Source organism: Nereida ignava (genome assembly GCF_001049735.1).
GTDB lineage: Bacteria > Pseudomonadota > Alphaproteobacteria > Rhodobacterales > Rhodobacteraceae > Nereida > Nereida ignava.
The window spans coordinates 47,047-70,754 of the sequence record NZ_CVPC01000013.1 but is presented as its reverse complement, the minus strand read 5'-3'; the positions used below and the strand labels follow the sequence as shown (position 1 = coordinate 70,754).

Here is a 23,708-nt window from a genome sequence, read left to right as displayed (position 1 = left end):
TCGCCTAGAATTAATTTCCGCCGTAGATCATTTCGTTCAGATAGAGCCGTTGAATTTTCCCAGATGGTCCCTTGGGCAGTTCGGGCAGAATATGGACTACGTCGGGCGCTTTGAATTTTCCGACGCGTTCGATGCACAGTAAGAGCAGTTCCGCGTCATTAGCAGTTGAGGCTTCGCTCAGTCGCACCGCGGCTTCTACGCGTTCGCCGTAGCTGTCGCATGGTCGGGCAAAGGCGGCTGCTTCGACAACGTCTGGGTGCTCGTATAACGCCTCGTCAATCTCGCGCGGAGCGATGTTTTCTCCACCTTTTATAATTAGCTCTTTGAGCCGCCCAGTGACAAAGACGTAGCCGTCTTTGTCCATACGCCCTAAATCGCCGGTCCGAAGCCAGTCACCGTGGAATGCTGCGGCTGTGGTCTCTGGGTCATCTAAATATCGTTGCATCACATTCGGACCTCGGACCTGGATTTCACCCTCGACACCGCGGCGGCATTCCGTACCGTTATCGTCCGCAATCCGCGCCTCATTACTTATTCCTTGGCCGGCTGATCCAATTTTATGGAGTTCGGGATTAAGAGGATTGACGAGGCACTGCGCCGCCGTTTCCGTCATTCCAAGAGACTCCACGATTGCAAGCCCAAACCGATCCTGAAAGGCACGCTGAGTTTCGACCGCAAGCGCCGAAGAGGCCGAGCGTGCGAAACGCAGCTGAGGTTTATGGCTAGGGTGGGGTTCGGCCTTTCCATGGAGCAAGTGACTGATGATTGTGGGTACAACGGAGAACCACGTAATACCCCCTTCGGCGGCCTGATCCCAGAACTTGCTGGCTGAGAACCGAGAGACGATGGCGAGCGATCCTCCGGACACCAAGGCGCCCATTACCGATACACAAAGCCCGTTGATATGATAAAACGGCAGAACTCCCATACCGCGATCTTGCGGTGTTAACTCGTGGGAGACGCTGACGGTCCAGCCCCCGGCAAGCAAGCTAGATTGCGAATGCACAACACCTTTAGGTCGTCCAGTGGTGCCGGAGGTGTACATCAAAAGTGCGTCGTCATCAGTAGTTATGTCATGCAGTGGTACGGTCTCATCGCTTGGCCTGTAAAGTTCCAGGGTGTCTGGGCGCACTTTGTCAAAGGTTGTTATTTGGTCGTCATGTACGAATGCAAGACGCGCCTTGGAATGTTTCATTGCATAGGCAAGTGCATCTGGCCCTGCTGCAAGGTTCAGCATCGTCACTCGGAACCCGCCGTAAAGGACGGCGAAAAGAGCTCTAATACCTTCTAGTCCATTGGGATGCATCACGATGACACTTTCGCCCTTCGCGATACCCTGCGCTGTGAGATCTCCGGCCACCTGTTTTGAGTGGGATCTGAGTGCAGCCCAGGTCAGTATTTCACCGGTTTCTGGGAAGACAAAAGCAGGACGATAGTCATTTTCGCGCTCATTGAGCCAGTCGCGAATTGTCCCACGGGGCGGTGTTGCTGGATCAAACTTCATCGGCCTGCTGCGTCCCAATACTCGGCGAAAATCGCGTCTAAGCTTGGTTCACGCGTTGGAATTTCACGGATGATCTTAGTGGACTGCATAAAGTGGCGGTAGTTGACGTTTTCGCCCACTGAATTTCCGCCCCATGTGCCGCAGCCCATGGACAGGGAAAACGGCATGCCGTTGGTGAAGGCTCCACCGGTAGCAAATGTATGGGCTTGATTGACGATCACCCGGCTAGTGGGGATGGCTGTAGCGAGGGCTCTTGCGCGGTTGTCATCATTGGAATGGAGACCAACGGAATGGCCTGCGCCTTGATACACCTGGATGCGGCGTGTCATGGTGACTGCTTCGTCAAAACCGGAAGCGCGATATAGTGCCAAAACTCGGCTCAGTTTTTCGCCAGACAGAGGATGGTCCGGGCCAATACCGCGCGTTGGGACCGCAATATAGTCGGTTCCTTCCGGTACATCGAGATCTAGTGCTGCAATCATTTTGTCCGCATCTTGTGCAATCACCGAACGGTTCAAATGCCCATTAGGCCAGAGCTTTGCGACGATCCCATTCTCATCGTCTACCAGCGCGCCGCCCTCCTGCGCCATCGCGGCGACAAAGGCGTCATAAACTGCATCGACCACGACAGCTGAGTTCTCAGAGCTGCAAGAGGTGGCATTATCAAAGCACTTGGAGGCACGAATTTTTTTAGCTGCTTCGGCCAGATCGGCGGTTTCGTCCACGATCACGGTTACGTTGCCTGCGCCTACGGCGACTGCGGGCGTTCCTGCGGTTTGAGCGCGGTGCACGTTGTTCTGGCTACCGGTACAAACGATCATGTCGCATGCATCCATGAGCGCTTGGGTCTTTTCCTTTGAGCCGGGAGGGGGGATCATCTGTACCAGGTTCGGATCTTCGCCGATCTTGGCAAATTCGGTGTAAATATAGTCTAGCAGTCTCTCGGCGCAGGCTACGCCTTTAGGGGAGGGTGCCACAATAATTGAATTGCCGCATTTGAGCGCATTTATGATATTATTGGCAGGTGTGGCAGCGGGGTTAGTAGAGGGCACAATAGCCGCTACAACACCCTTAGCGCGCGCGATTTCCGTGATGCCCGATGTCGGATCATCCGACATCACACCAAAGGTTACGGCATCCTTGAGATCATGCATCAAGCCAAAGGTCTTGCGATGGTTCTTGGTGATCTTATCGGGCACATTACCAAGGCCGGTTGTTTGCACAGCGAGTTCCGCCAAATCGCGATTGCGGGCTGGTTCCATAATGGCCCAAGCTACTGCTTGAGCGGCGCGGTTATAGCGCGCCTGTGAGCCTTCTGCCTCATATTGGGCTTGGGCAGCTTTCGCCAGCGCCACGATCGCTTCAATGCTGGTATCATTCATCCCAACAAATTCCTTGGCTTCGCCAGCGCCCTACGCACTGGCTTTGGTTGATTTAAAGGCCCGGTAGAGGCTAGTGGCTAGCGTCAAAACCCCTGCGGCTATCAAAAATGCGCAGATTGGACGCGAGAAATAGGTACCTAGATCGTAATGTACCATCTGCATGCCTTGCGCGAAGTTCTGCTCGCCGATTTTACCAAGGATTAGGCCAAGTACGATACCGGGGATTGAGAACCCAGAGCGGCGCAGCAGATAGCCAAAGATACCAGCGAGAAACATTACAATGACGTCTAGAACTAAACCGCGGCCGATATAGGCACCGGTTGTTGCCAACATCAAGATCAGCGGCGCAAGAAACTGAAATGGGATCTTTAGTAGGTTCAAAATCGTTTTTGTTTCAACAAGGCCAATTACCAAGATCGATAGGTTGGCATAGAACATCGCCGCAAAGACGATCCAGATCAGATCGGGTGACAGCATAAAGACCAGTGGTCCAGGTTGCAGATCATGCATTTGGAACACAGCAACCATCATCGCGGTCAGCGCACCACCTGGTAGACCCAGCGCCAGCAAAGGAATCATGGCAGCGCCCGTAGCAGCATTGTTGGCTGTCTCTGCGGAAATTACGCCTTCCAGCTTGCCCTTGCCAAATTCTTCAGGAGTTTTGGACCAGCGTACGGCCTCACCATAGCTCATGAAGGCAGCCAACGTAGCTCCTATGCCCGGCAAGATGCCGCATAAAAAGCCGACGATGATGGACCTGAGAACTGCAACTTTGTGCATCCATAGCTCCAACCATGAAGGGAATGTCATGGATACTTTAGGTGCTTTATATTTGCCGCTCGCCTTTTTCTCGGCCTGTACAAATATTTCAGATACCGCGAAAAAGCCTAAGATTGCGGGCACGAATGCGATCCCGGCTGCTAGATCCACCATGCCAAAGTTATAGCGGTTAATGCCGCCGACGGGGTCTTGTCCAACCGTCGCGATTAAGAGTCCGATCAGAACAGACATCCAGCCCTTCCAGATAGTGCGCGCGCCTATTGAGGAGGCGACGGCCAGGCCAAAGAATACCAAAGCGAAGATTTCCGGTGGTCCAATGTTGCGAATGGCCCAATTGGCCAGCGGCTCTGTCGCCGCCATCATGATCAAGGATGAAGCTATGCCGCCGATTGCCGAGCATAGCACCGCGGCACCTACGGCTTTGCCGGATTGTCCGTTCTGGGTCATTGGATAGCCGTCGAAGGCCGTCGGCGCATTCTCTGCTGATCCGGGTATGTTGAAAAGAATTGCCGTGATCGCGCCACCATAGGTCCCCGTGCAGTAGATCACCGCGAAAAGCATCACGCCTTGCGCGGGCTCAAGCGCTGCTGTGAAGGGGAGCAAGATGGCGGCAAGGGTCAGCATGCTTACGCCGGGAATGGCCCCGAACAGCATGCCACCGATGACGCCGAAAACAAATATGCCAATAGTGAATGGGTCGCCAAAAAGGGCTGCAGATCCAGCCAGAAAATTCTCTATCATTGCGCGTTCAGATTCCTTGCAGCTTTGCGTTCATAGTAAGTATCCACGCGCTGAAGTCATAGAACGGTGATATGTTGCCCTGGGGCAACGGTGCGTTCAGTATTACGAGGAACAGCCCTATGAACAATAGATAAATAAAGACCGTCATGATCACGATTGCTTTCCAGCGGCGCTCGCCAAATAGCCAGATAATGGCGGCGATGAAGAACGGCGCGGAGAAATAGATTCCAACCGGTTTGAGGAGCCAGGCAAATACAATGGGCGTTAGCAAGACTACCGTCATCCTCCGGATTGTTTTTGGATCGCTTAGATCAGCCTCATCGTTGCTCGATCCGATCGTGCCCTGCGACAACGACCCGTTGAAATATTGAAACCAGATATTGCCAAGTGTCGCAAACAGTAGACAGCCAATGACTACGCGAGGCCATGCTGTTGCGCCATAGCGATAGATTTCTATCGGCTGGTTGAATTCGAATGAAAATCCATAAAAGGCGACTACAATCAGTAAGAAAACTAATGCCTCAAGCAGATGTGCGCGCGTTAAATGTCCCACGTAGTACCCCTTATAAGGTTTTGAATGTGCGCGGCGCCGTGGGCGCCGCGCAAAGCGTGGTGTTAGTGCTTATTGCACTTCCATGCCCATGGCCTTGTAGACGTCCCGGTACTGCGCAATGGATCGCGTAATCAAGTCTTTCGCGCCTTCGGTTTCGCGGTAGCTGTCGATCACGGTCATGAACTTGGATTCATTGAACGCTTGATAGCTGTCCTCGCAATAGCCTCGCTGGAAAGCCCACTTTAGCCACTCAACACGGTCAGCAGGGGCGTCAGCGTGCACATAGAAACCGCGGAAGCGCAGCAGCGCATCAAAATCCATGCCAGATTCGAGATGGGTCGGCACTTCTGCAAAGGCATCGGGGCGCTCTCCGAAGATTGTCAGGATAGGCTTGAACTGTCCCGCTTCGAGGAAGTTCCCCACGTCTCCCGGCTGTTCAAACAGCGCATCGACTTGGCCGCCGAGTAAAGCGCCGTAGCGCGGAGCGCCCTTGTCGAAAGAGATCTGCTGGATCGACATGTCTGTTGCGTCGGTGATGAACTTCATCGTCACCCGTTCCATTGAGCCTTCCTTGGACACGTTGGCGATAGTAGCCTTGCCATCCTGCGCTTTTACCCATGCTACGAAGGACGGCCAGTCGGTAAAGCGTGTCTCATTGCTGCGGATGTAAATTTGGCTGAAGGTCACCTGGCTTATTGCCAGGGGGATCAAATCCTTTGCGGGGTTAGGTAGGGCAGAATTCAGAGCGTGTGCCGATGAGGCGTCGTCGATGTGCTCCAGAACGTTGTAGCCATCGGCAGGGGCTGCCATATAGGCTGTCATGCCGACCGTCCCAGACCCACCAGGCTTGTGGTCGCGATTAATCGGAATGCCAGTCAACTCTGTCACGGCTTCAGCCATTGCAGCTGCAACTTGGCCTGAGCCGCCGGCTGGGCCATATGGTACAACCATAGTCAAAGCGCGTTCTGGGAAGCCGCTGGGCTTGTCAAAGTTTGCTTCTGATCGTTTGCATTCAAATGCTGAAACAACGCTGGCGGTAGAAATAACCGCGACACACGCTGTTGCTCCGAGTAGATTTCTCATATTTTTCCTCCCAAAAGACAGCAGTCCTATCCTCCCAAACAAAACCACCGTCCATTTACCAACCACATGAGTGCGATTGTGAACCTCAAACTGTAAACAATGAAAACACTAATGCAAATTGTTTCCTTTTGTTGAGGCTCAAGTTATTTAAGTATTTGAAAAAAAAGAAAAACTTTAATTTTCGTTGAGGGGGAGGTGACAAAAGTAACATCGCTGACGCTATTTTTACTCTTTTTGGAAGTCCATGATCGATCGGATATTCGTCGTTGCTGAGATCACTTCACCCATGAAATTTCCCGATTCTGTGAAAGGCTTGTTGATAGAACTAGGCAAAGATATTGAAGCCGCTGGGGACGATTTGGCGTTCCTATATTCAATTTTGAATTGCCAGGCCTGTCGACATTAGCCGCACTTTCCATAATTATCTAAATTTTGATGCTTTAAGTCATGATGGGAGCGGCGGTGTGAGCTACTTTAGCGAGTTGATTTCAACTGTATTTGAGCGGCGCTATCAAAAGGCGCTCTCGAATGAGGTTGTTGACAGAACGACATCGGAGTTGTGCGAAGACCTGCTCAGCAGTCACGGGGAAGTGTCAGGTGTTACTCTAGCACGCAACCTATTGGATCGCTACGCGGGTATGACCCATGAGGAGAAAACAGCTTTTTTCGAATTCATGGCTCATGATCTTGAGGTCAATCCGTATGACGTCATCAGTTCGCTAGAGAAGTACCAAGAGAAACCTGCCAAAGGCACGTACCGTGCCTTTGCAGCCGCATGTGAGCCGCGCCGTCAGGAGTTAGCACGACGCCTTAATCAGGTTCCTGGTGCGACTGGACAATTGGTTCAGATGCGCAAGGACCTGTTGGGCATGATGAAGAACCGCCCTAATCTGGAACCGGTAGACGTAGATTTCAGGCATTTATTTGCGTCGTGGTTTAATCGTGGTTTTCTGGTTCTGCGCCCCATCGATTGGTCAAGCCCCGCGGAAATCCTTGAAAAAATCATTGCTTATGAGGCAGTGCACGAAATTGATAGCTGGGATGACCTGCGACGCAGATTAAAACCGACTGATCGGCGTTGTTTTGGCTTTTTTCACCCGTCGATGGCAGACGAGCCACTCATCTTCGTGGAGGTGGCTTTGACGAAGGGTGTGCCCAATTCTGTTCAGGACTTGCTCACAAATGAACGGTCAGAGATTGAAGCCGAAGATGCCGACACAGCGGTCTTTTACTCAATTTCGAACTGCCAAGCAGGTTTAGCCGGTATTTCGTTTGGCAATTCGCTGATCAAACAAGTCGTCTCTGATCTGTCAAAGGACCTACCTAACTTGTCGACATTCGTGACGCTTTCCCCAATTCCGGGGCTGAATAAATGGCTTGGTAGTACTGATTTGAACATCTTAGAAGCTGCCGACAACCAAGCTGTTGCGGCGTATTATTTGCTTGAGGCGAAAAGGTCCGATAGGATGCCGTTCGACCCTGTTGCGCGGTTCCACTTGGGCAATGGCGCGCTGGTTTACGCCGTTCACGCAGAGGCAGACACGTCACCAAACGGGCGCAAGCAATCTAATGGGGCAATGGTGAATTACCTCTACGATCTTTCCCAAATTTCACAAAATCACGAGAAATTCGTGGGCGAACAGACTGTCGTCGCTTCCGCTGCTGTCAAAGCGCTGAGCGGATCGGTCGCGCCCAAAAGTTAAGGAGACTGATCATGGCAAACCCTCTATTTGATACTCTTTTCGGACGGCACCAAGGTAAGGCAACACCTTTCTTGGAGACGCCTGACGGGACAATCATCACCCATAGTGAGTTCCTTGATCTGGCAGCGCAATATGCACATGTGCTGGTGGAATTGGACGTAAAGCCTGGCGACCGTGTTGCCGTTCAGATCGGCAAATCCCCCCAAGCTTTAGCCGTCTACGCGGCATGTGTTCAGGCTGGGATCGTGTTCCTACCTTTGAACACGGCTTACACGCCTGATGAAGTCTCGTACTTTGTTGAAAATAGCGGCGCGCGCATACTGCTGTGCGATGGCCGGCGGTCTGAGGCTTTGGCCCCCATCGCCGCGGCAAATAGTGCCATTCTTGAGACTATGAATAGCGACGGCAGCGGTAGTTTTGCCACCAAAGCCGCCCTCATGGCTTCTGTATTTTCAACTGTTGAACGCTCGGAAAATGACTTGGCTGCGTTCCTTTATACGTCTGGGACCACAGGTCGCTCAAAAGGTGCCATGCTGACCCAAGCCAACTTGCTTTCAAACTGCACAACTTTGACAAAAGAGTGGGCGTTCACATCCGGTGATGTGCTGCTTCACGCGCTTCCGATTTTTCATACCCATGGGCTGTTTGTGGCAACAAACATCGCGTTACTGGCGGGTAGTAAAGTTATTTTTATGCCCAAGTTTGATCTGGATGTGATCATTGCCCATATGCCCAAGGCAACCACGATGATGGGGGTCCCGACCTTCTACACGCGTTTATTGGAGGATCCGCGTTTTACAAAAGATCTTGCGCAGCACATGCGTCTGTTCATTTCCGGAAGCGCGCCTTTGTTGGCGGAAACCCACGTACAATTCGAACAGCGCACAGGCCACCGTATTCTTGAGCGTTACGGCATGACCGAGACCAACATGAATACGTCTAACCCTTACAGGGGCAAGCGTCGCGCCGGTACGGTTGGCTTCCCGCTTCCAGGTGTTGAGGTCAAAATTACCGATAGCACTACTGGAGCGGCCTTGCCTCAAGGCGAGATCGGCGAAATCGAAGTGCGTGGACCCAACGTCTTTAAGGGATACTGGCAGATGCCCGAAAAAACAGCAGAGGAGCTACGTGAGAACGGGTTTTTCATTACAGGGGATTTGGGCCAGATCGACGAAGACGGCTATCTGCACATCGTTGGGCGCAACAAGGATCTGATTATTTCGGGTGGCTATAATATCTACCCAAAGGAAATTGAATTGCTGCTCGATGCCGAAGACGGCGTTCTTGAAAGTGCAGTCGTAGGGGTCCCACATCCAGATTTTGGCGAAACGGTCCTCGGTATTCTTGTTGCCAAACCTGGGGCAGAACTTGATCTTGATGCGATCAAACAGAGTATCTCAAACTCGCTTGCCCGCTTCAAGCACCCGCAAAAACTGATTGTTGTTCCTGAGCTTCCACGCAACACGATGGGCAAAGTGCAGAAGAAGGCGCTACGCGAGGAGTACAAAGACTTGTTCGTTCCTGCATGATGTCACGGTGTAACGTGAGGTGGCGTTTGAGCATCTCATAGGTCGGTTGTCAGCAGACAGAATGATGGGTGAGGCTGAGGCGTTGCCCATCACCTTGCAGCTGTTTCGCTAGCGGAGGGCAGGGGGGTCACTGGGGCCACTCTCCGTGTTCCAAGGTTACTATAGCCTTGGCTGAACCAAATTTAGGCTAATCCTATCGAATTTAAGGTGCGCAATACCGAGCGCTGACAGGCATTTTATCGTTCCTCGTGACCTTAAGGTTGGCGTTCAGTAGTCTCTGCACATCAATCGCGATTAAGTAATAACGCTGAAGTTTACAGCCTGATCCGGTTTTCCAGCGTTTCAATGTACGAAATATGGTTCTCAATTGAATATGATATCTAAAGGTGCAGCACCGTAATGGCAGCTATGTCTTGCGATGTAATATGGAGGCGAGTACCGGAATCGAACCGGTGTACACGGATTTGCAAACAATTTATGTATAATTAAGAACCTGATTAATAATGATATTATTAATGAATTGTAGCGGTGTGTAAGATAGTGTGCTTGTCAAATTACTGTAAAAACTCCGAAAAAGCTGTGTTGAACATAGCGATCTTCCAAGCAGCTGTGTGCACAGCTTATTCATGATTAATCTCACAGAACGAAGTTTGTACTGATTGCACGGTCATATCTAATTGTTCACACAATGCTCTGCTGCAATGAACACTGAAGGGCTCTAGCAAAAAGTACGGTGGAATCGGCATAGAGCAACTGAAGGAACTGAAGCGGCTACAGAAAGAGAACGTACGCCTTCGCTGAGTAGTATCGGACCTTACGCTGGACACTATCGCCTAGTCGGTGCGTTGCTAAGAGGCGCGGGATGTTAAGTAAGTAACAAACGTGTCGAACGTCTGTGGTGGCGCGAGGGACTTAAAGTGCCAGTTAGCCAACCAAAGAAAGGACGGCTCTGGATGAAACATGGATCGTGAGTCCGACGGCGTCTGGAATATCACGATCAGGTCTGTTCGTACGACCTTTTACGTCACCAAGCCTATGATGGCAGTCTTTTCAAGACACTGCACATCCTGGACTAGTATAGCCGAGAATGCCTCGCGATCCGGGTGAAACGAACGCTTAACTCGATTGAGGTAATTGATACCCTCACGGACCGGTTCATCCTGCGTGGCATTCCATCACATATAATATCGGATCACGGCCCGGAGTCTATCGCTGCGGCCGACAGGGACTGGATCTAAGCAAGTGGGGCAAAGAGCGCCTAAATCGAGCCGGGACCGCCGTGGGGTAAAGGATATTGCGAAAGCTTTTAGGTCAGGTCACTTGCGAACTGCTCAATGGTGAAACGTGCTTCAGCTTGAGAGAGGCCTAGGCCTTGATCGAGGCACAGCGAACTCACTAATTAGACGCGAAATTTTATAGTCTACCAAGATATTGTCCGCCTGCACCTCACAAAACCTTGTTCAGATGGGCTGAATACCGACAACGAACTCAAGCTCGAAGTGGACCTCCTTATGGCGGTACGCCATCAGCTGTGAGAAAACGGTGTAGTGTCGTTGTCACCAGCTATCGTTCGGGGCACATAATACCTGGACACAGCTATAACTGGTGCGGAAAATAATCAATAACAGAGTATGCGCTATTATCGGTCTCGCAATAGGCGGACAGCGAGCCGTTGTTGAGGAAAGAACCGTCCATAGCTGTCACCCGTCATAAAGTTGACACTCCAACGGTTGCGGGGAGCGATCCAATTCTTTGTTGAACTCCAATAGGGTTCAGCTGCTGTGTTGGGAAAAACGCTCTGGTCTATCATTGCGGGAACGAGTTTTTCCTCTTCATTTTGAGCGTTATCCCTCACTGCTTTCGAGATGCACTCTTCGCATAGAAGCTGTTGCAGTTCTGCTTTGGTCGGAAGACGCCACTTTCCACCTAGTTGCTCATTTGCCTGCACAATAACTTGTTCGATCTCTTCAAAATTGAGCCGTTTCGCGTCCCCAATGCATTGCGCTGTATCTGTCTGCCAGCGTTGTCCCACGCTACACCGGAGCCATGTCACGCCTTGTGTCAGATCATCGACAGTGTTGCCCCGCTCATAAAATTGGGCGAATGCAGGCTGGCTTGCCAGTAGGCTAATGAGCAAGATTGCTGGTTTCAGCATATTTGTCTCCATGCGGCAGTGTGAGTTTTTGTATGCAAAAAACACGCCAACTTCTTGGGCGCTATGCGTTCGCTCCTCGTTTGATCGAGCAGCGCCGACGGTCGGTCCATAAAGTTAAGAAAAAGGAAATTTTACGCAGAGTTGGCATGAAAATTGATTGTTTGTCATGAAATTGACGAAAGAGGCAGGTATCATGGATCTCGCATCCCTCATCGGACTAATTGGCGCAATCGGCATGATTGTGGGCGCTATGCTCGCAGGTGGCGGGCTTGGTGCGTTTATCGACGTGCCATCCATCCTTATCGTATTTGGTGGCACATTCTTTGCGGCGATGTACACGGCGCCGCTTCCGGTTTTCTTGGGCAGCTTTGGGGCGATGGCCAAGACCTTTTTGCCGCCTGTCAAGAAAATGGATGCCATGATCGAGCGCATGATCGAGCTTGCGACTGTTGCTCGAAAAGACGGGATGATGGCGCTGGAAGGACAAGAGGTACCTGACAAGTTTTTTGAAAAGGGTTTGCAGATGCTTGTGGACGGCGCCGACGAAGGCAAGCTCGTCAAGCAGCTGAATGCAGAACTAAAGGCCATGAAAGTGCGTCACGAAGAAAATCAGGGGTGTGTTAAAGCGTGGATTGATTTGGCTCCCGCGATGGGGATGATCGGTACGCTTGTTGGTTTGGTTCTCATGCTTGGTAATATGGCTGATCCTAAGGCGATTGGTCCTGCGATGGCGGTGGCTTTGCTGACAACTCTTTATGGGGCGTTCATTGCGAACGTATTATTTATGCCGATGCAAACCAAACTGGAAGGCTACACAGCCTATGAAGTTACCTATCGCCAAATGGTGATCGAGGGTTTGCGCGGGATCGCCCGCAGTGAAAGCCCCCGTAATATCCAAGACCAGATGGCCGCAAACTTGCCGCCGAAGCTGCAAGCAAAGCTTGAAGCTGCGTAACCAACGCATTTTGCGCGCACTGAGGGAGCCCAGATATGGCAGAAGCAATCGAGCCAGAAGAAGAGCAGGAAGAAGAGGAATGTCCCAAGTGTCCGCCTGTGGGTGCGCCTGCATGGATGGCTACCTTTGCGGACATGGCGACTCTCTTGATGGCGTTCTTTGTTCTGATTTTGTCGTTTGCTGAGTTCAACACGCCTAAGTTCAAAATGATTTCCGGCTCTCTCAAGAATGCTTTTGGTGTGCAAAAAGTTGTTCCCGTTGTGGAGCAGCCAAAAGGAACAACAGTCATTTCGATGGAGTTCAGTCCGTCACCCAGCCCTTCGGTTACTCAAGAAATGACACAAGAGACCACTGAAGTTCAAAAACCCGAGGTGCAGGTCGATAGCAAACAGGAAGATGCAGTAGATGGTGATAATTCTGACCAAGCTGGCACAGAGGAGGGTTCTGGACAGGCTGGTGAGAATGAAGGTGAGAAAACTGCCGCTGAGATAAATGCTGCTGAACTTGGCGAGGCATTGCAGCAAGCTGTCGCGAGCGGCGACGTATCCGTTGAAATGATGGGCGATAACGTCGTTATCAACTTTCCTTCCGAGAACACAGAGCCAAAAGACTTGCCGAGTTTGCTGGAAGAGACGCTCGCAGCCCTTGCTGAGGCACGCAACGCAAGTGGCCAAGCAGACAGCGAAGTTTTGTTCGGTGGACTTGAAGAACAACTCAAAGAACTGGCACAGGCCGCCTCGGCAGACCGTGAGAACGCAGGGCCCACCGATGAAGAGGTGCAGCAAGAACAGCAGCGCGCAGCAGCAGTCGAGAGCGCCAGCTTAACCGAAGACCGTTTGGCAGTTTTGTTGAGTGAGGAAATCGCGCAGGGCCTCGTTGAGGTCGAGCAACGTGAAGATTCCATTTTCTTAACGATTGGCGCTGGTGGAGCCTTCCCGTCGGGGTCTGCTGATTTGACAGTCGACGCCAATGAAATCTTAAGCCGCGTCGCGTTTGCGTCAATGACTGGTGACAGCGAGGTTACTGTGACTGGCCATACAGATGATGTGCCAATTTCAGGTGGCCTGTTTCGCGACAACTGGGATCTCGCTGCTGCCCGCGCTGCTAGCGTCGTTCAATCTATGCAAGCAACGGGTCTTGTTGAGCCTGGGAAAATGAAAGCTGTCAGCTTGGGTGAAACTGCACCTCTTGAAAGCAACGCAACTGCCGCTGGCCGCGAGAAGAACCGCCGTATTGAGATTGAGATCAGCTACTAGCGTGCCGTGGCTATAAACTTTGCTGCTAACGAGTCGTTGTAGATAACGACGATGAGAAGGGTTTGACCGATGACAGTAGACTATTTGAGCACCCTCAATTCCAAAGGCTCTGGGTTGAACGTAACCCAGCTTGTTACCAGCATCGTGGACGCCGAGATCGAGCCTGCAAAGGCACTGGTGAATGAAAAATCTAGCGCCAACGAGCTATCAGTTTCTGAAATTGCGTTGATGCGCTCGCGGATGGACGCGGTGCAGGGAATTTTTGAGAACGCTGGGAACGGTGGCTTGTATCGCGCGCAAAGTTCTAGCGCAGATATCGCGCTACGCGTCACTGATGAGCATGCACTCGAAGAAAAAAGCACCCAAGTTGCTGTCACCCAACTTGCTGCGCCTCAAGTCTTGGAATTTCCGAATTTCGACGGCGCGGACGATACTTTAGCTGCCGGCACTATCACAGTTGATATCGGAAAATGGAGTGGTGGAACCTTCACCGCTAATCAAGATGTAACTCCGCAATCAGTGACTGTTACGGCAGACACAACTCTATCCGATTTGGCTGCACAGCTAACTGCACTGGATGGCGTTACTGCTGAAGTTGTCGATAAGGGCGATGGTAGCTTTTCATTGAGTATGGTGTCGGAGACCGGCGCAAGTAATTCTTTGCGGCTTACTGCGTCCTCTAGCAACTTGGCGGCGTTTGATACGACTGATGGCTCCAGTGAGGTAAGTGCTGCCTTGAATGCGCAGCTCCGTGTTAACGGAATTTCTGTTGAGCGGCCTAGCAATGTTCTGGAGGACGTTGTTGCGGGTGCTGAAATCACACTTCGCGGCGTCACAAGTTTCGATCAATCCATCAGTGTTGCGAAAGATACTGAAAGTGCCAAGGCATCTGTGGAGGCGCTTATTTCACAGATTAACACGCTTCGTAATTACATCGATACGGCGACGGCTCGCGGGGTAAATGGCGCAGAACCTGGTCCGCTTGCGGGTGAGCCGGTTATTGAAGCGATTAAGCGGGATCTAATGAATTTCACCACCGAGCCTCTTAATGGGTTTGGGGCGGATCCTGTCTACTTAAGTGAAATCGGAATACAGACCGAGCTCGACGGTACACTTAGTCTAGACTCGGAAAAGTTGATGGACGTGCTCGATACAGAGCCAGAAAAGTTTCAAGCTTTGTTCAGTTCGACGGGAAGTATCGATGTGCCCAACATGGATGTTAGCCTAGCCAATGGAACCTATCCTTCTGCCGGTACATTTGACTTTGTTTATGATGACAACACTCAAACTGCGACGTTAAACGGTGAGGCGCTGTACGGGCGCACCAATGCGGATGGCCAGCGTGAATTTTATCGCAGCACCGGCGTATTTGAGGGCGTTAGTGTGACTGTTTTGGACGGGGTGGCATCTGACGCCAGTGTCAGTCTTGGCTTGTCATTTGTTGATAGGGTTGAGGCCTACCTCAAAGAATTACTCAGTGCGCGGGGCGACGTGGCCACCAAAGAGGCAGCTTATACTGAACGTGCATCAGGGTACCGCAATGAACTCGCTGAACTCGATGAACGCGCACTATTGTTAGAAGCACGACAGATGGAAAAGTTTGCCAAGATGGAGCAAGCGGTTACGCGTCTTAAATCTACTGGCGAATATATTACGAGTATGATGGACGCATGGAGCAAAGATGACTAGGTCGACATCCCGTCGCCATTTTTATCGATAACCAACTTCTTCATTTTCTCGATTAAGGTGGTCCGACCAATGCTCAGCTTATCAGCAGCATGGCTGACCATTCCGTCGCTTACACCCAAGGCGGCTTCAATCAAGACCACTTCAATATCACGAAGATGCCCGCGCAGGTCAATTTGATCGTGATGTGAGAACCAAGGTTTATAGTCTTCAGGTTTTGGGGGTTCTGAGCTGTAACTCGGCAGTTCCGGCCCGGGGTTACCAAACAGATCCGCAGTTGCCTCCCAGAGTGCATCGCGTTCGATCGGGTTTATCTCGTTGGGTAGGCGCAGGGACAACAAATTTTCTCGTACATGTTGTCCAGTCACTTCGCATCCGCCAAACAAAACGAAAGCACGATCAATTACGTTCCTGAGTTCTCTGACGTTTCCTGGCCAGTCATATGCGAGCAGCGCTTTGTACGCGGAGTCTGCAAAAAGAGGCGGCTTTATGGACGGATTGCGTTTGTGATGTTTGGCTACAAGGGATTTTAAGATCGCTTCGATATCATCTGTGCGTTCGGCCAGTGGTGGTACGTCGATTGGAAACACATTCAGGCGGTAGTAAAGGTCTGCCCGAAAGCTACCATTTTCTACCATCTCGCGAAGATCTTTGTGGGTGGCGCAAACCAGCCTTAAATCAAGTGGAATTTCTGCTGAACCGCCAACGCGACGCACGGTGTGTGACTCCAAGACACGCAACAGTTTCGTTTGAAGGCTCGGCGGCATATCCCCGATTTCATCGAGGAAAAGCGTCCCCTTATCAGACTGTTCAAATCTGCCAGCTCGACGTTTATCTGCTCCGGTAAATGCCCCTTTTTCGTATCCAAACAGCTCAGACTCCATCAATTCGGCGGGGATGGCGGCACAGTTGACGGCAACCAACTCACCGGATCGACCGCTGTCTTCGTGAAGTGCTTGTGCGACGAGCTCTTTGCCCGCCCCTGTCGGTCCCGATACCAAAACCGGTCCAGCCGATGGTGCTACCGTTTCGATGAGCCGTTTCATCTCAAGGGTACTGGCAGCATGTCCGATAATTATCTTTGACGTTGCCGTTTGAGATACGTGGTTCATGAAGTTTCCTGAGGCAAGCAATACTCTTGTGAATTTTTTCTCATGTAGACGTTACAATTAATAATAATTAACAATAGGTGTCTTTACGGAACTGAAGGGGTATCTTTTGACAGCTGCGTCTTATCCGCATAAGTGAAGTTTACGATCGTTTGAGAGTGAAATTAATTATATTTTTCGCTAAAAGTAATGCTCTATTAAGCTATTGCCATTAGTAGGATTCGTCATATTGTTGGATAGAGAAGGCCCAAGATGACAGTGAGTAGATCAACCGCGCTTGTTCCAGTATCAACACCTTCAACCAGTATGGTTGCGGGCGGAAGTAGCGTGCCCGGTGGAATGCTGCTAGCAGGTGAGGATGTTACACTCCGCGACCGCGAAGAGGTCCGCAACCGCCTTCCTGACATTTTAGGGCGCGCATTGGCTCGATCATGGCTTGACCCTGATTTTGAACAATATTTCAGTATTGATCCGCTCGGAGCGCTAGAGAACGGTGGTGTTCATTTGCCGCAAACAATGTTCATTGAAGTGACGAAGTCTGTTGCTGATCGCCCCAAGATCGTTGTTTACGAAAGACAAGAGGGCTCAAAGTTCAAATCTCGCGTGCTCTACTTACAGCTGGTAATGGTGGCGGGTAAGTGAAGGTACTTCAAGTAATTATAGTTGCTGGATTGGCGCTAATTGTGTCGAGCCCCGCAACAAAGGCGATGGGGCATTCACAAGCCACCGATGCCCTATTTGCACAGGCAGTAGAAGCCGTGCGTGCCAAAGAGTATGGTTCCGCAGTTGATATATTTCGTGACCTCTCAGAGCAGGGGGAGGCTGATGCACAATTTAATCTGGCGCTCCTTTTGAAAGCAGGTCTTGGTCGACCCAAGAACTACGAGGACGCGTACTTCTGGTTTGTGTTGTCTTTGCTTGGTAACGAGCAACGGGCAGAACCAATGGTGGACGAGTTATCTGATCTATTGCCGCCGCCAGTTCAGACTGAAATTTACGAGCGTATCAGCGAGCGTTTGAATCAGCAGCTTGCCGTTGGGAACAAACGTGCGATTATGAAATACGCTGGCTTGCATGCTAACTTTTTGATCGAGCCGGACATAGAAACAGCATATGTCTGGTATTCAATCGGTCAGGCGCTTGGTCTGAGAGGCGCCAATGACGGGACAGCTGCTATGACAGCACTGTTGGAGCCAGAAGCGCTTATCGCTGCACAACGACGCGCACTTGATGATTTTGAAAGTTCAGAATTTGCAGCGCAACCTTCTCAGGATACTATTGAATAGAAACCGCTTCGTCGTGGGTTGCGCGATCAGGGCTTTGATCTGAACGTGAGGTGGTGTGAAATCTGATAATTGCAGACACATCTATTTCAGGCAGTCCAGTTTCTTGCTGAATGTTTGACGCGCTTACGCCAAGTTCGGCAAGTGTTATCGCCCGATCAACTTTTGTAGCAGGTTGCTTCGTTTTCTGCTGTTTTCCAGACCACATTTGCTGATCATCGATTTGTTGTGCGAGAGCGCTAACTGCGTGCTGTAATTCAGCAAGATTTTGGGAAATCTGATAGATGGCTTCAGTCATGCCTGTTTTCGCGCGATGTGAGCGTTTGATGCGAACCATGGCAACGCCAACGCAGATCGCAGCCGTACCTGATAAGATAGCCGCGATCGCATAAACGGTCTGTGGGTCGAATTGGGTTAAGATCATTGCCGATATACTCCTGCCTTTGTGAGCAGTTTTACACCGGATCGTCGCTATTTTTACGTGGCGCGAATGTGTCAAGTGCTCGCGCTTTTATCTGCAACTTCTGTTCCAAAGCCGCTATTTCAGAAATTAAATTTCCGATCTCTGCTTTTGCCTCTTCCTCCAAAGGCAAAGACCCACCACTTTTAATGGCGGGGGCAATGACACTCTTTAAGAGGTCGTCAATTTCTGTCCACGCCTCAGATAAGTCTGCTGGCGCGGTTGTGGTCGCAGACAGCTGCCCCACAAGTATGTCTAAGCGTTTTAGAGCTGTTTCGAGCTGCATTTTACAACTTTCCTCAGTCTACAACCAAAGGCCTATTCACCCTTCATTTCGAAGTAGCTTTCCATAAGGCGCTCAGATACGAGGCCCAAATTAATAGGGTACTCCCCATTTGCGATCGCTTGTTTGATACGGCTTACTGCTTCCATATCGATTGGTGGTGTCTCTGACATTTTCGACACCGATGCCTTTAGCGACAATTGTCCGTCATCTACAGATTTTGCTACATCTGTAACAGCGGCAACAGGTGCTGCCCCCGTCCGGTTGGAGGCATGACTTGCGCTTTGAGGCGCCGGGGCGCTCATTTGTCTTAGATTGTGTTTGATGAAATCTACCATCACATTCTCCTTCGTATCCCAACTAACGACGCAAGATCAGTTGATGTTAGCTATTGGAGACACTTTTTTTGAACTTTCGACTAAGGCGCTGATTTCTTTGCCAGATCGACTGTTCACAACTGTCACGATATCGCCAATTTGCGCATCTTCAAGTATTTTTCCAACGCTCGATACTTCAAACCCGTTCAGGCGCTGAATGATTTGCACAGGCTGGCCAGACTGTACAGCCCATTGATGTTCGAGGTGACGTGCTTTCAGGGGCTGCATCGCACTTATGCTTTGCTTGGCTCGGCGGCCAATTACATCTTCTATACGGTAAAAGCTTCCTAGTCGGCTGCCTGCGGGTGCTGGCGTTAATGCAACGATGTCGTCGGTAATGATTGCGCCACGCTTTACGCTTGCAAGGAGCACCACAACTTCTGGACCTGCTACTTCGCTATCATTGGTGTCTGGTGTATCGGGCGTCGTAATTGCACCTGTACGCACTAGGATATGCCACTCTTGACCAACTTGAGGGCATACGACTCGTGCGGTATCCCAATTGTCGTCAAATTTCGGGGTCACTTTCAGCTCCGCATCGCAGCTATAGTAACGTCGGCGTTCAGAAATATGAGGCTTCGCAATGACGCCATCGTCAGCCAATCGGTCTATGACCGCTTGTTTGACATCAAGGCCGGTTATGACGTCAGACGCAAAGCCCTGTGTACTCATGACAGAAAGAGCAAAAAAAGATGCCAGTCCGAATTCCATGAATATTTTGAGTTTCATCTCTTTAGCTCCATGAATTGTACGGCTTTGCCAGCTAACTCTTTGGCATTCGTCGCACTATCGAGCGGTCGCAGGGTAGCCTCATGATCTGCAATAGAAGTGATTTCCAGTATCTCGTAGGCTGTATCACGTCCGTCGGTGTAGGCGAGGTGATGAGTACTTAGGCCATCAAGACGGCCAAATGGGATCGTCAGCTTGCCACCGCGTACTGTCATCTGCCCAGCGAGGGTCTGGCAAGCCCGTTTATCGACTAAATCCGCGACCAGTTGTGTTGTGATTTTTGCAACGGTTTTCGGCGCAGTCTGCCGTATGTCGCCGAGAGGTTTTAGCAGGCTGCTCAACGGGCCGCGCTTTTTCAAAATGAGCTTATAATCGTGACTGGCGTGCAAAGTGTTCGTGTCAAAGGGGTTATTCTCCAACGCTACTGTTACTTTAACTGGTAACCATTCTTCGCTGTTAGATAAGGTTGGGCTGCCGATTTCAACACGCGTGCGCAGGTTTAAGGCGTGTCGCTCAGCTATAGGCGTGACCTCTGGCGCTACGGCCACCCCCTGGGTCAGCGCAGTATAACTAAATTCAGCGGCAAGGCTTGTCTGTCTCGGTGTGATGTTAGGTGAGATAGTTGAAACGCGATTCGTATTGTCTAGCGCTTCGGTGACCGCATTTTCGATATAAGGTTGCATGTTTGGGACCCATGCGGGCACCGCCTGGGCAAGGGCCATAGAAGGTTTGTGAACAACTACACTGAGTTGGGCCCGTCTTTGACAGGTTTTTGTGTCATCAAGTTGGCCTACGACAGCGCGAACCTTGACGACGGAGCGCTTCGATGAGGTTTTGCGAGACAGCACTGTGTAGTCCAAAATTCTAGACTCTGGTCTAACCACGAGAACGTCGCTGCGAAGAACCGATTGAGAAATAGCGCTGTACCCACTTACCTGTGCCCCACCTTTGAGCGCCGCTTGATAGAGTGCTTCTTGTAGAGCCCGTCGTTCAAGATGCGCGTCGGACGCTGCACCTGTTGCAACTGCTTGTCCTGATGTTTCTACGGTTATGATGTCATTCGCTGATACATGAAGTGGTGCGATAACAAAGCAAATGCACGCAATGAATGTGCGCGCAATCGTGGGAACACCATTTAGAAAAGTTGCAGGCATTGGGCTTTACCGGCGACGATATGCTTTGAAAATTTGATTGATTGTCATTCGATCCATCTCAAGCTGAACTGCATATGTATCAGTGCCGCGAGGTTCGATTTTGACGGTACGTGCACCGCGGATTGCACCGCTCACGCTAGCGCGCAAAGTGTCAGATTGTAACACGGCTTCAGAAAGCTGCGTTTCCCCTTCGATCGTAAGCCCGTGGATCTGTTCAGCCAAGGTGCGCATTGCATCCATTCGCGCAGCACGGATCGCCATGAGGCGTCGCTGGTTTAGCGTCTTGCCTGGTTGCGATGAAATTACAGAATATCCAATTGCGCCAATCGTTGGCGTTGGTGCTGTCTTGACTGTGCTTACATCTAGCACTTGTTTCGTGTGAGTAAGCTGTTGCGCTTGTGCCTCTGACGTAAGCTGTTGGTGTGACTTTGCGGGTGCCGGCGCAAACATGTCTGCGACTGTCATTTCACATCCAGACAAAACCAACCCTGCGGTGCCGGCCAACATAGCTTTGCGCAAAGATAGCGTGCTCGAGGTATAAAATTTGCAGCTCATGAGAGGGCTCCTGTAAAATAGCTGTTGCCAGGACACTGCATGAAATGTGCCAGACCTGTCAGTTCAGTTGCGAAGCGGTCACATAGGGTGATGTTCGTTAACTTGGCACAGGGCTTGCATCTTAGGTCTGCCCACCACGTTCGGTGGGAGGAAAACTAAGGCAACGATCTTTGACGCAACAGCAACATATCAAGGCAAAACACGAGCGTGAGCCCGCGGTTACTATTTCGGATCGTCAGTTTTCGGACATGCGGAGGCTGTCATGGAATTGACACGTAACACGGCACTACTGGATGATGCGAAATCGGCGTTGGGCGGTGCGGTACTGCCTGTCGGTATTCTTGTGCTCGTTGCAATGATGGTTCTGCCGCTACCGGTTTTCCTTCTGGATACATTTTTTGTTGTGAACATTTTGTTGTCACTGCTGATCCTTATGGTCGCATTGCACACACACAGGCCATTGGACTTTTCGTCATTTCCAAACTTGATCTTGATCGCGACGGTTTTGCGCTTGGCGCTGAACGTTGCATCAACACGTATCGTCCTAAGTGAGGGCCATTCAGGGGGAGACGCCGCAGGTAAGGTCATTCAGGCTTTTGGCGAGTTTGTTGTGGCTGGCAATTATGCTGTTGGTATTTTTGTATTTATCATTTTGGTTATCATTAACCTCGTCGTTATTACCAAAGGTGCGGGGCGTGTGTCTGAAGTTACGGCACGCTTTACGCTTGATGCGATGCCGGGCAAGCAAATGGCCATCGATGCGGATCTAAACGCAGGCATCATGTCTCCCGAAGAGGCCACAGCACGCCGCCAAGAAGTGGCCGATGAGGCCGACTTTTACGGATCGATGGATGGTGCGTCTAAGTTCGTTAAAGGCGATGCGATCGCTGGTTTGCTTATTTTGGCGATCAATATCGTCGGCGGTTTGATCATTGGTGTTGCTCAGCACCAGATGGCTGTTGGTGACGCTGCACAGACCTACATTCTGCTGTCCATTGGTGATGGTTTGGTCGCCCAGATCCCGTCTCTTTTGCTTTCTATCGCTACGGCAATCATCGTCACCCGCGTGTCCTCCACACAAGACATGGCGCAGCATATTGGTGGGCAGGTTAACCTGTCTCGCGCTTGGCTACCCACGGCGGCGGTTATTTTCATTTTGGGGCTGGTCCCCGGTATGCCAAACGAACTCTTCATGTTCTTTGCGCTCGGAGCAGCGGGTGCGGCGTATATTGCACGGCAAAAAGAGATGCTTGCCATCGATGAAGAAGAGGCCGCGGAAGATGAGGCTGAAGATGCCGTGGAAGGTGATAGTGATGCGGTGCTGCTTGCAGATGTGACTGATTACTCTGCCGTCTCCATGCAGCTTGGCTACGGTCTGATTAACATGGTGGATCAGGAGCAGTCGGGTTCTTTGGTCAGCCGCGTTACAGGTATCCGGCGAGAGGTTTCGCGCGGACTTGGATTTGTAATCCCTGGGGTGCGAATTCGGGATGATTTGGCGCTTGAGCCCAATCAGTATCGCATTCGGGTTGGTCAGACGATTGTGGGTGAAGATGTGGCATACCCCGATCGCAAACTGGCGTTACCGGGTGATGATGCGCGCGTTAAGCTTGAGGGCATTGAGGTAAAAGACCCGTCATTTGGTATGGATGCGGTTTGGATCCGACCTCAACAACAAGCGGAAGCTGAGGCGAACGACTATGTCGTAATTGAACCAGAGTCTGTTATTTCGACCCATTTGAGCCAGTTGTTGCATAAACACGCAGCGGACTTGGTGGGACAAGACGATGTTCAGGCGCTTTTGGATCAGCTCGCTGAGGCCAGCCCAAACCTAGTAAAGTCGATTGTTCCAAAGCTGGTGCCGCTACATATTCTGACCTTGGTGCTGCGTAGGCTTCTGTCGGAGCGTATCCCAATTTCCGATTTGCGCCGCATTCTTGAAGGGCTGTCCAATCTAGTCGGGCCAAATATGGGCCCAAATGAAATGGCAGAGGCCTTACGCCCCACTTTGGCTCCGTTACTGATCCAGCAAGTTTCACCTCTTGGAACCGTGTTGCCTTTGATGACGCTTACGCCAGAGTTGGAGCAGTTGATGCTTCGGACCCACCGTCAAAATGGCGAGGGCGAACTGATCTTGGAAGGTAGTTTGGCCGAGCAGTTGATGCGCGCAATCAATGACAGCAGCGAAAAACTAAGCGCGGAGGGCCGTCCAGCCATTATGGTCGTGGCGCCGCAAATTCGCAGAGTCTTCTCCGATTTTGTCCGCTCACATATTCCTGACATGATCATTTTGAGCTTCACAGAACTTCCTGAAAATCGCCGTGTTGAAGTCTACAGCACAATTGGTGGTTTCGATGCACTTGGCAAAGACGGCAGCGCATCAAACGAAACCTCCACAATGCAACATGAACCTGAAACTGTCTGAGGTAAA

General features: G+C 51.1%; 21 protein-coding genes and 1 pseudogene. 9 read left to right on the top strand and 13 right to left on the bottom strand.

Translation table 11 applies throughout. The features are described from left to right. Nucleotides 1–10 precede the first annotated feature (10 nt). The 5 genes from NIG5292_RS10975 to NIG5292_RS10955 form a co-directional block, all read right to left on the bottom strand. A complete protein-coding gene (locus NIG5292_RS10975) occupies nt 11–1,504 on the bottom strand; it encodes a class I adenylate-forming enzyme family protein (protein ID WP_048599586.1) in 1,494 nt (497 codons plus the stop codon). Continuing rightward, nucleotides 1,501–2,886, bottom strand: coding sequence for an acylating sulfoacetaldehyde dehydrogenase (gene sauS, locus NIG5292_RS10970; protein WP_048599585.1), 1,386 nt, complete (start codon nt 2,884–2,886; stop codon nt 1,501–1,503). The genes NIG5292_RS10975 and sauS overlap by 4 nt, the downstream gene beginning before the upstream one ends. Before the next feature lie 30 nt (nt 2,887–2,916). Continuing rightward, complete coding sequence (locus NIG5292_RS10965) at nt 2,917–4,407, bottom strand: tripartite tricarboxylate transporter permease (RefSeq protein WP_048599584.1); 1,491 nt, start codon at nt 4,405–4,407, stop codon at nt 2,917–2,919. Between the two features lie 7 nt (nt 4,408–4,414). Continuing rightward, nucleotides 4,415–4,960, bottom strand: coding sequence for a tripartite tricarboxylate transporter TctB family protein (locus NIG5292_RS10960; protein ID WP_048599583.1), 546 nt, complete (start codon nt 4,958–4,960; stop codon nt 4,415–4,417). 69 nt (nt 4,961–5,029) lie between these two features. Further along, a complete protein-coding gene (locus NIG5292_RS10955; RefSeq protein WP_199555593.1) occupies nt 5,030–5,860 on the bottom strand; it encodes a tripartite tricarboxylate transporter substrate-binding protein in 831 nt (276 codons plus the stop codon). A 647-nt stretch (nt 5,861–6,507) separates the two neighbouring features. On the opposite strand from NIG5292_RS10955, the gene NIG5292_RS10950 reads away from it, so the two are divergent. The 3 genes and pseudogenes from NIG5292_RS10950 to NIG5292_RS15150 form a co-directional block, all read left to right on the top strand. Next, nucleotides 6,508–7,746: a malonyl-CoA decarboxylase gene (locus NIG5292_RS10950; RefSeq protein WP_048599581.1), complete on the top strand. Its 1,239-nt coding sequence runs from the start codon at nt 6,508–6,510 to the stop codon at nt 7,744–7,746. An 11-nt stretch (nt 7,747–7,757) separates the two neighbouring features. Then, nucleotides 7,758–9,275, top strand: a complete 1,518-nt coding sequence (locus NIG5292_RS10945; RefSeq protein ID WP_048599580.1) for a malonate--CoA ligase — start codon at nt 7,758–7,760, stop codon at nt 9,273–9,275. 827 nt (nt 9,276–10,102) lie between these two features. After that, nucleotides 10,103–10,641, top strand: a pseudogene (locus NIG5292_RS15150) (DDE-type integrase/transposase/recombinase); the annotation flags it as partial. Between the two features lie 273 nt (nt 10,642–10,914). On the opposite strand, the gene NIG5292_RS10940 reads toward NIG5292_RS15150, so the two are convergent. Continuing rightward, on the bottom strand, nt 10,915–11,430 hold the full coding sequence (locus tag NIG5292_RS10940; RefSeq protein WP_053084899.1) for an Lcl C-terminal domain-containing protein: 516 nt from the start codon (nt 11,428–11,430) through the stop codon (nt 10,915–10,917). Between the two features lie 193 nt (nt 11,431–11,623). Here NIG5292_RS10940 and NIG5292_RS10935 point away from each other — a divergent pair, with 193 nt between their 5' ends. From NIG5292_RS10935 to fliD, 3 genes are all read left to right on the top strand, one after another. Then, nucleotides 11,624–12,385, top strand: a complete 762-nt coding sequence (locus NIG5292_RS10935; protein WP_048599663.1) for a motility protein A — start codon at nt 11,624–11,626, stop codon at nt 12,383–12,385. A 35-nt stretch (nt 12,386–12,420) separates the two neighbouring features. Further along, on the top strand, nt 12,421–13,641 hold the full coding sequence (locus NIG5292_RS10930; RefSeq protein WP_048599579.1) for a flagellar motor protein MotB: 1,221 nt from the start codon (nt 12,421–12,423) through the stop codon (nt 13,639–13,641). Between the two features lie 69 nt (nt 13,642–13,710). Further along, nucleotides 13,711–15,330, top strand: a complete 1,620-nt coding sequence (fliD, locus tag NIG5292_RS10925; protein WP_048599578.1) for a flagellar filament capping protein FliD — start codon at nt 13,711–13,713, stop codon at nt 15,328–15,330. Here fliD and NIG5292_RS10920 read toward each other — a convergent pair. Next, nucleotides 15,327–16,439 carry a sigma-54 interaction domain-containing protein gene (locus NIG5292_RS10920; protein WP_048599577.1) on the bottom strand — a complete coding sequence of 371 codons (1,113 nt, stop codon included), beginning with the start codon at nt 16,437–16,439 and terminating at the stop codon, nt 15,327–15,329. The genes fliD and NIG5292_RS10920 overlap by 4 nt on opposite strands. 255 nt (nt 16,440–16,694) lie before the next feature. Between NIG5292_RS10920 and NIG5292_RS10915 the strand changes: the two genes are divergently transcribed. Next, complete coding sequence (locus NIG5292_RS10915) at nt 16,695–17,078, top strand: hypothetical protein (protein WP_199555591.1); 384 nt, start codon at nt 16,695–16,697, stop codon at nt 17,076–17,078. Nucleotides 17,079–17,119: 41 nt separating this feature from the next. After that, entirely contained in the window at nt 17,120–17,722 is a 603-nt protein-coding gene (locus NIG5292_RS10910) for a hypothetical protein (protein ID WP_143081975.1), read from the top strand. Here NIG5292_RS10910 and NIG5292_RS10905 read toward each other — a convergent pair. Genes NIG5292_RS10905 through NIG5292_RS14500 form a run of 6 tightly spaced genes read right to left on the bottom strand, consistent with a single transcriptional unit; the run spans nt 17,712 to nt 21,277 of the window. Next, nucleotides 17,712–18,143, bottom strand: coding sequence for a hypothetical protein (locus NIG5292_RS10905; protein ID WP_048599575.1), 432 nt, complete (start codon nt 18,141–18,143; stop codon nt 17,712–17,714). The two genes, NIG5292_RS10910 and NIG5292_RS10905, sit on opposite strands and share 11 nt — an antisense overlap. A 31-nt stretch (nt 18,144–18,174) precedes the next feature. Continuing rightward, nucleotides 18,175–18,465: a hypothetical protein gene (locus NIG5292_RS10900; protein WP_048599574.1), complete on the bottom strand. Its 291-nt coding sequence runs from the start codon at nt 18,463–18,465 to the stop codon at nt 18,175–18,177. A 32-nt stretch (nt 18,466–18,497) separates the two neighbouring features. Then, nucleotides 18,498–18,800: a flagellar biosynthesis anti-sigma factor FlgM gene (flgM, locus tag NIG5292_RS10895; RefSeq protein WP_048599573.1), complete on the bottom strand. Its 303-nt coding sequence runs from the start codon at nt 18,798–18,800 to the stop codon at nt 18,498–18,500. A 36-nt stretch (nt 18,801–18,836) separates the two neighbouring features. Next, on the bottom strand, nt 18,837–19,568 hold the full coding sequence (gene flgA, locus NIG5292_RS10890) for a flagellar basal body P-ring formation chaperone FlgA (protein WP_048599572.1): 732 nt from the start codon (nt 19,566–19,568) through the stop codon (nt 18,837–18,839). Next, the gene (locus tag NIG5292_RS15390) at nt 19,565–20,722 is read right to left on the bottom strand and encodes a flagellar assembly protein T N-terminal domain-containing protein (RefSeq protein WP_048599571.1); all 1,158 of its coding nucleotides are present in this window, start codon (nt 20,720–20,722) and stop codon (nt 19,565–19,567) included. Before NIG5292_RS15390 ends, flgA begins: the two co-directional genes overlap by 4 nt. Nucleotides 20,723–20,728: 6 nt before the next feature. Further along, complete coding sequence (locus NIG5292_RS14500; RefSeq protein WP_053084897.1) at nt 20,729–21,277, bottom strand: LPP20 family lipoprotein; 549 nt, start codon at nt 21,275–21,277, stop codon at nt 20,729–20,731. 262 nt (nt 21,278–21,539) lie between these two features. Between NIG5292_RS14500 and flhA the strand changes: the two genes are divergently transcribed. Then, entirely contained in the window at nt 21,540–23,702 is a 2,163-nt protein-coding gene (gene flhA / locus NIG5292_RS10875) for a flagellar biosynthesis protein FlhA (protein WP_048599570.1), read from the top strand. The last annotated feature ends 6 nt before the right edge of the window (nt 23,703–23,708 follow it).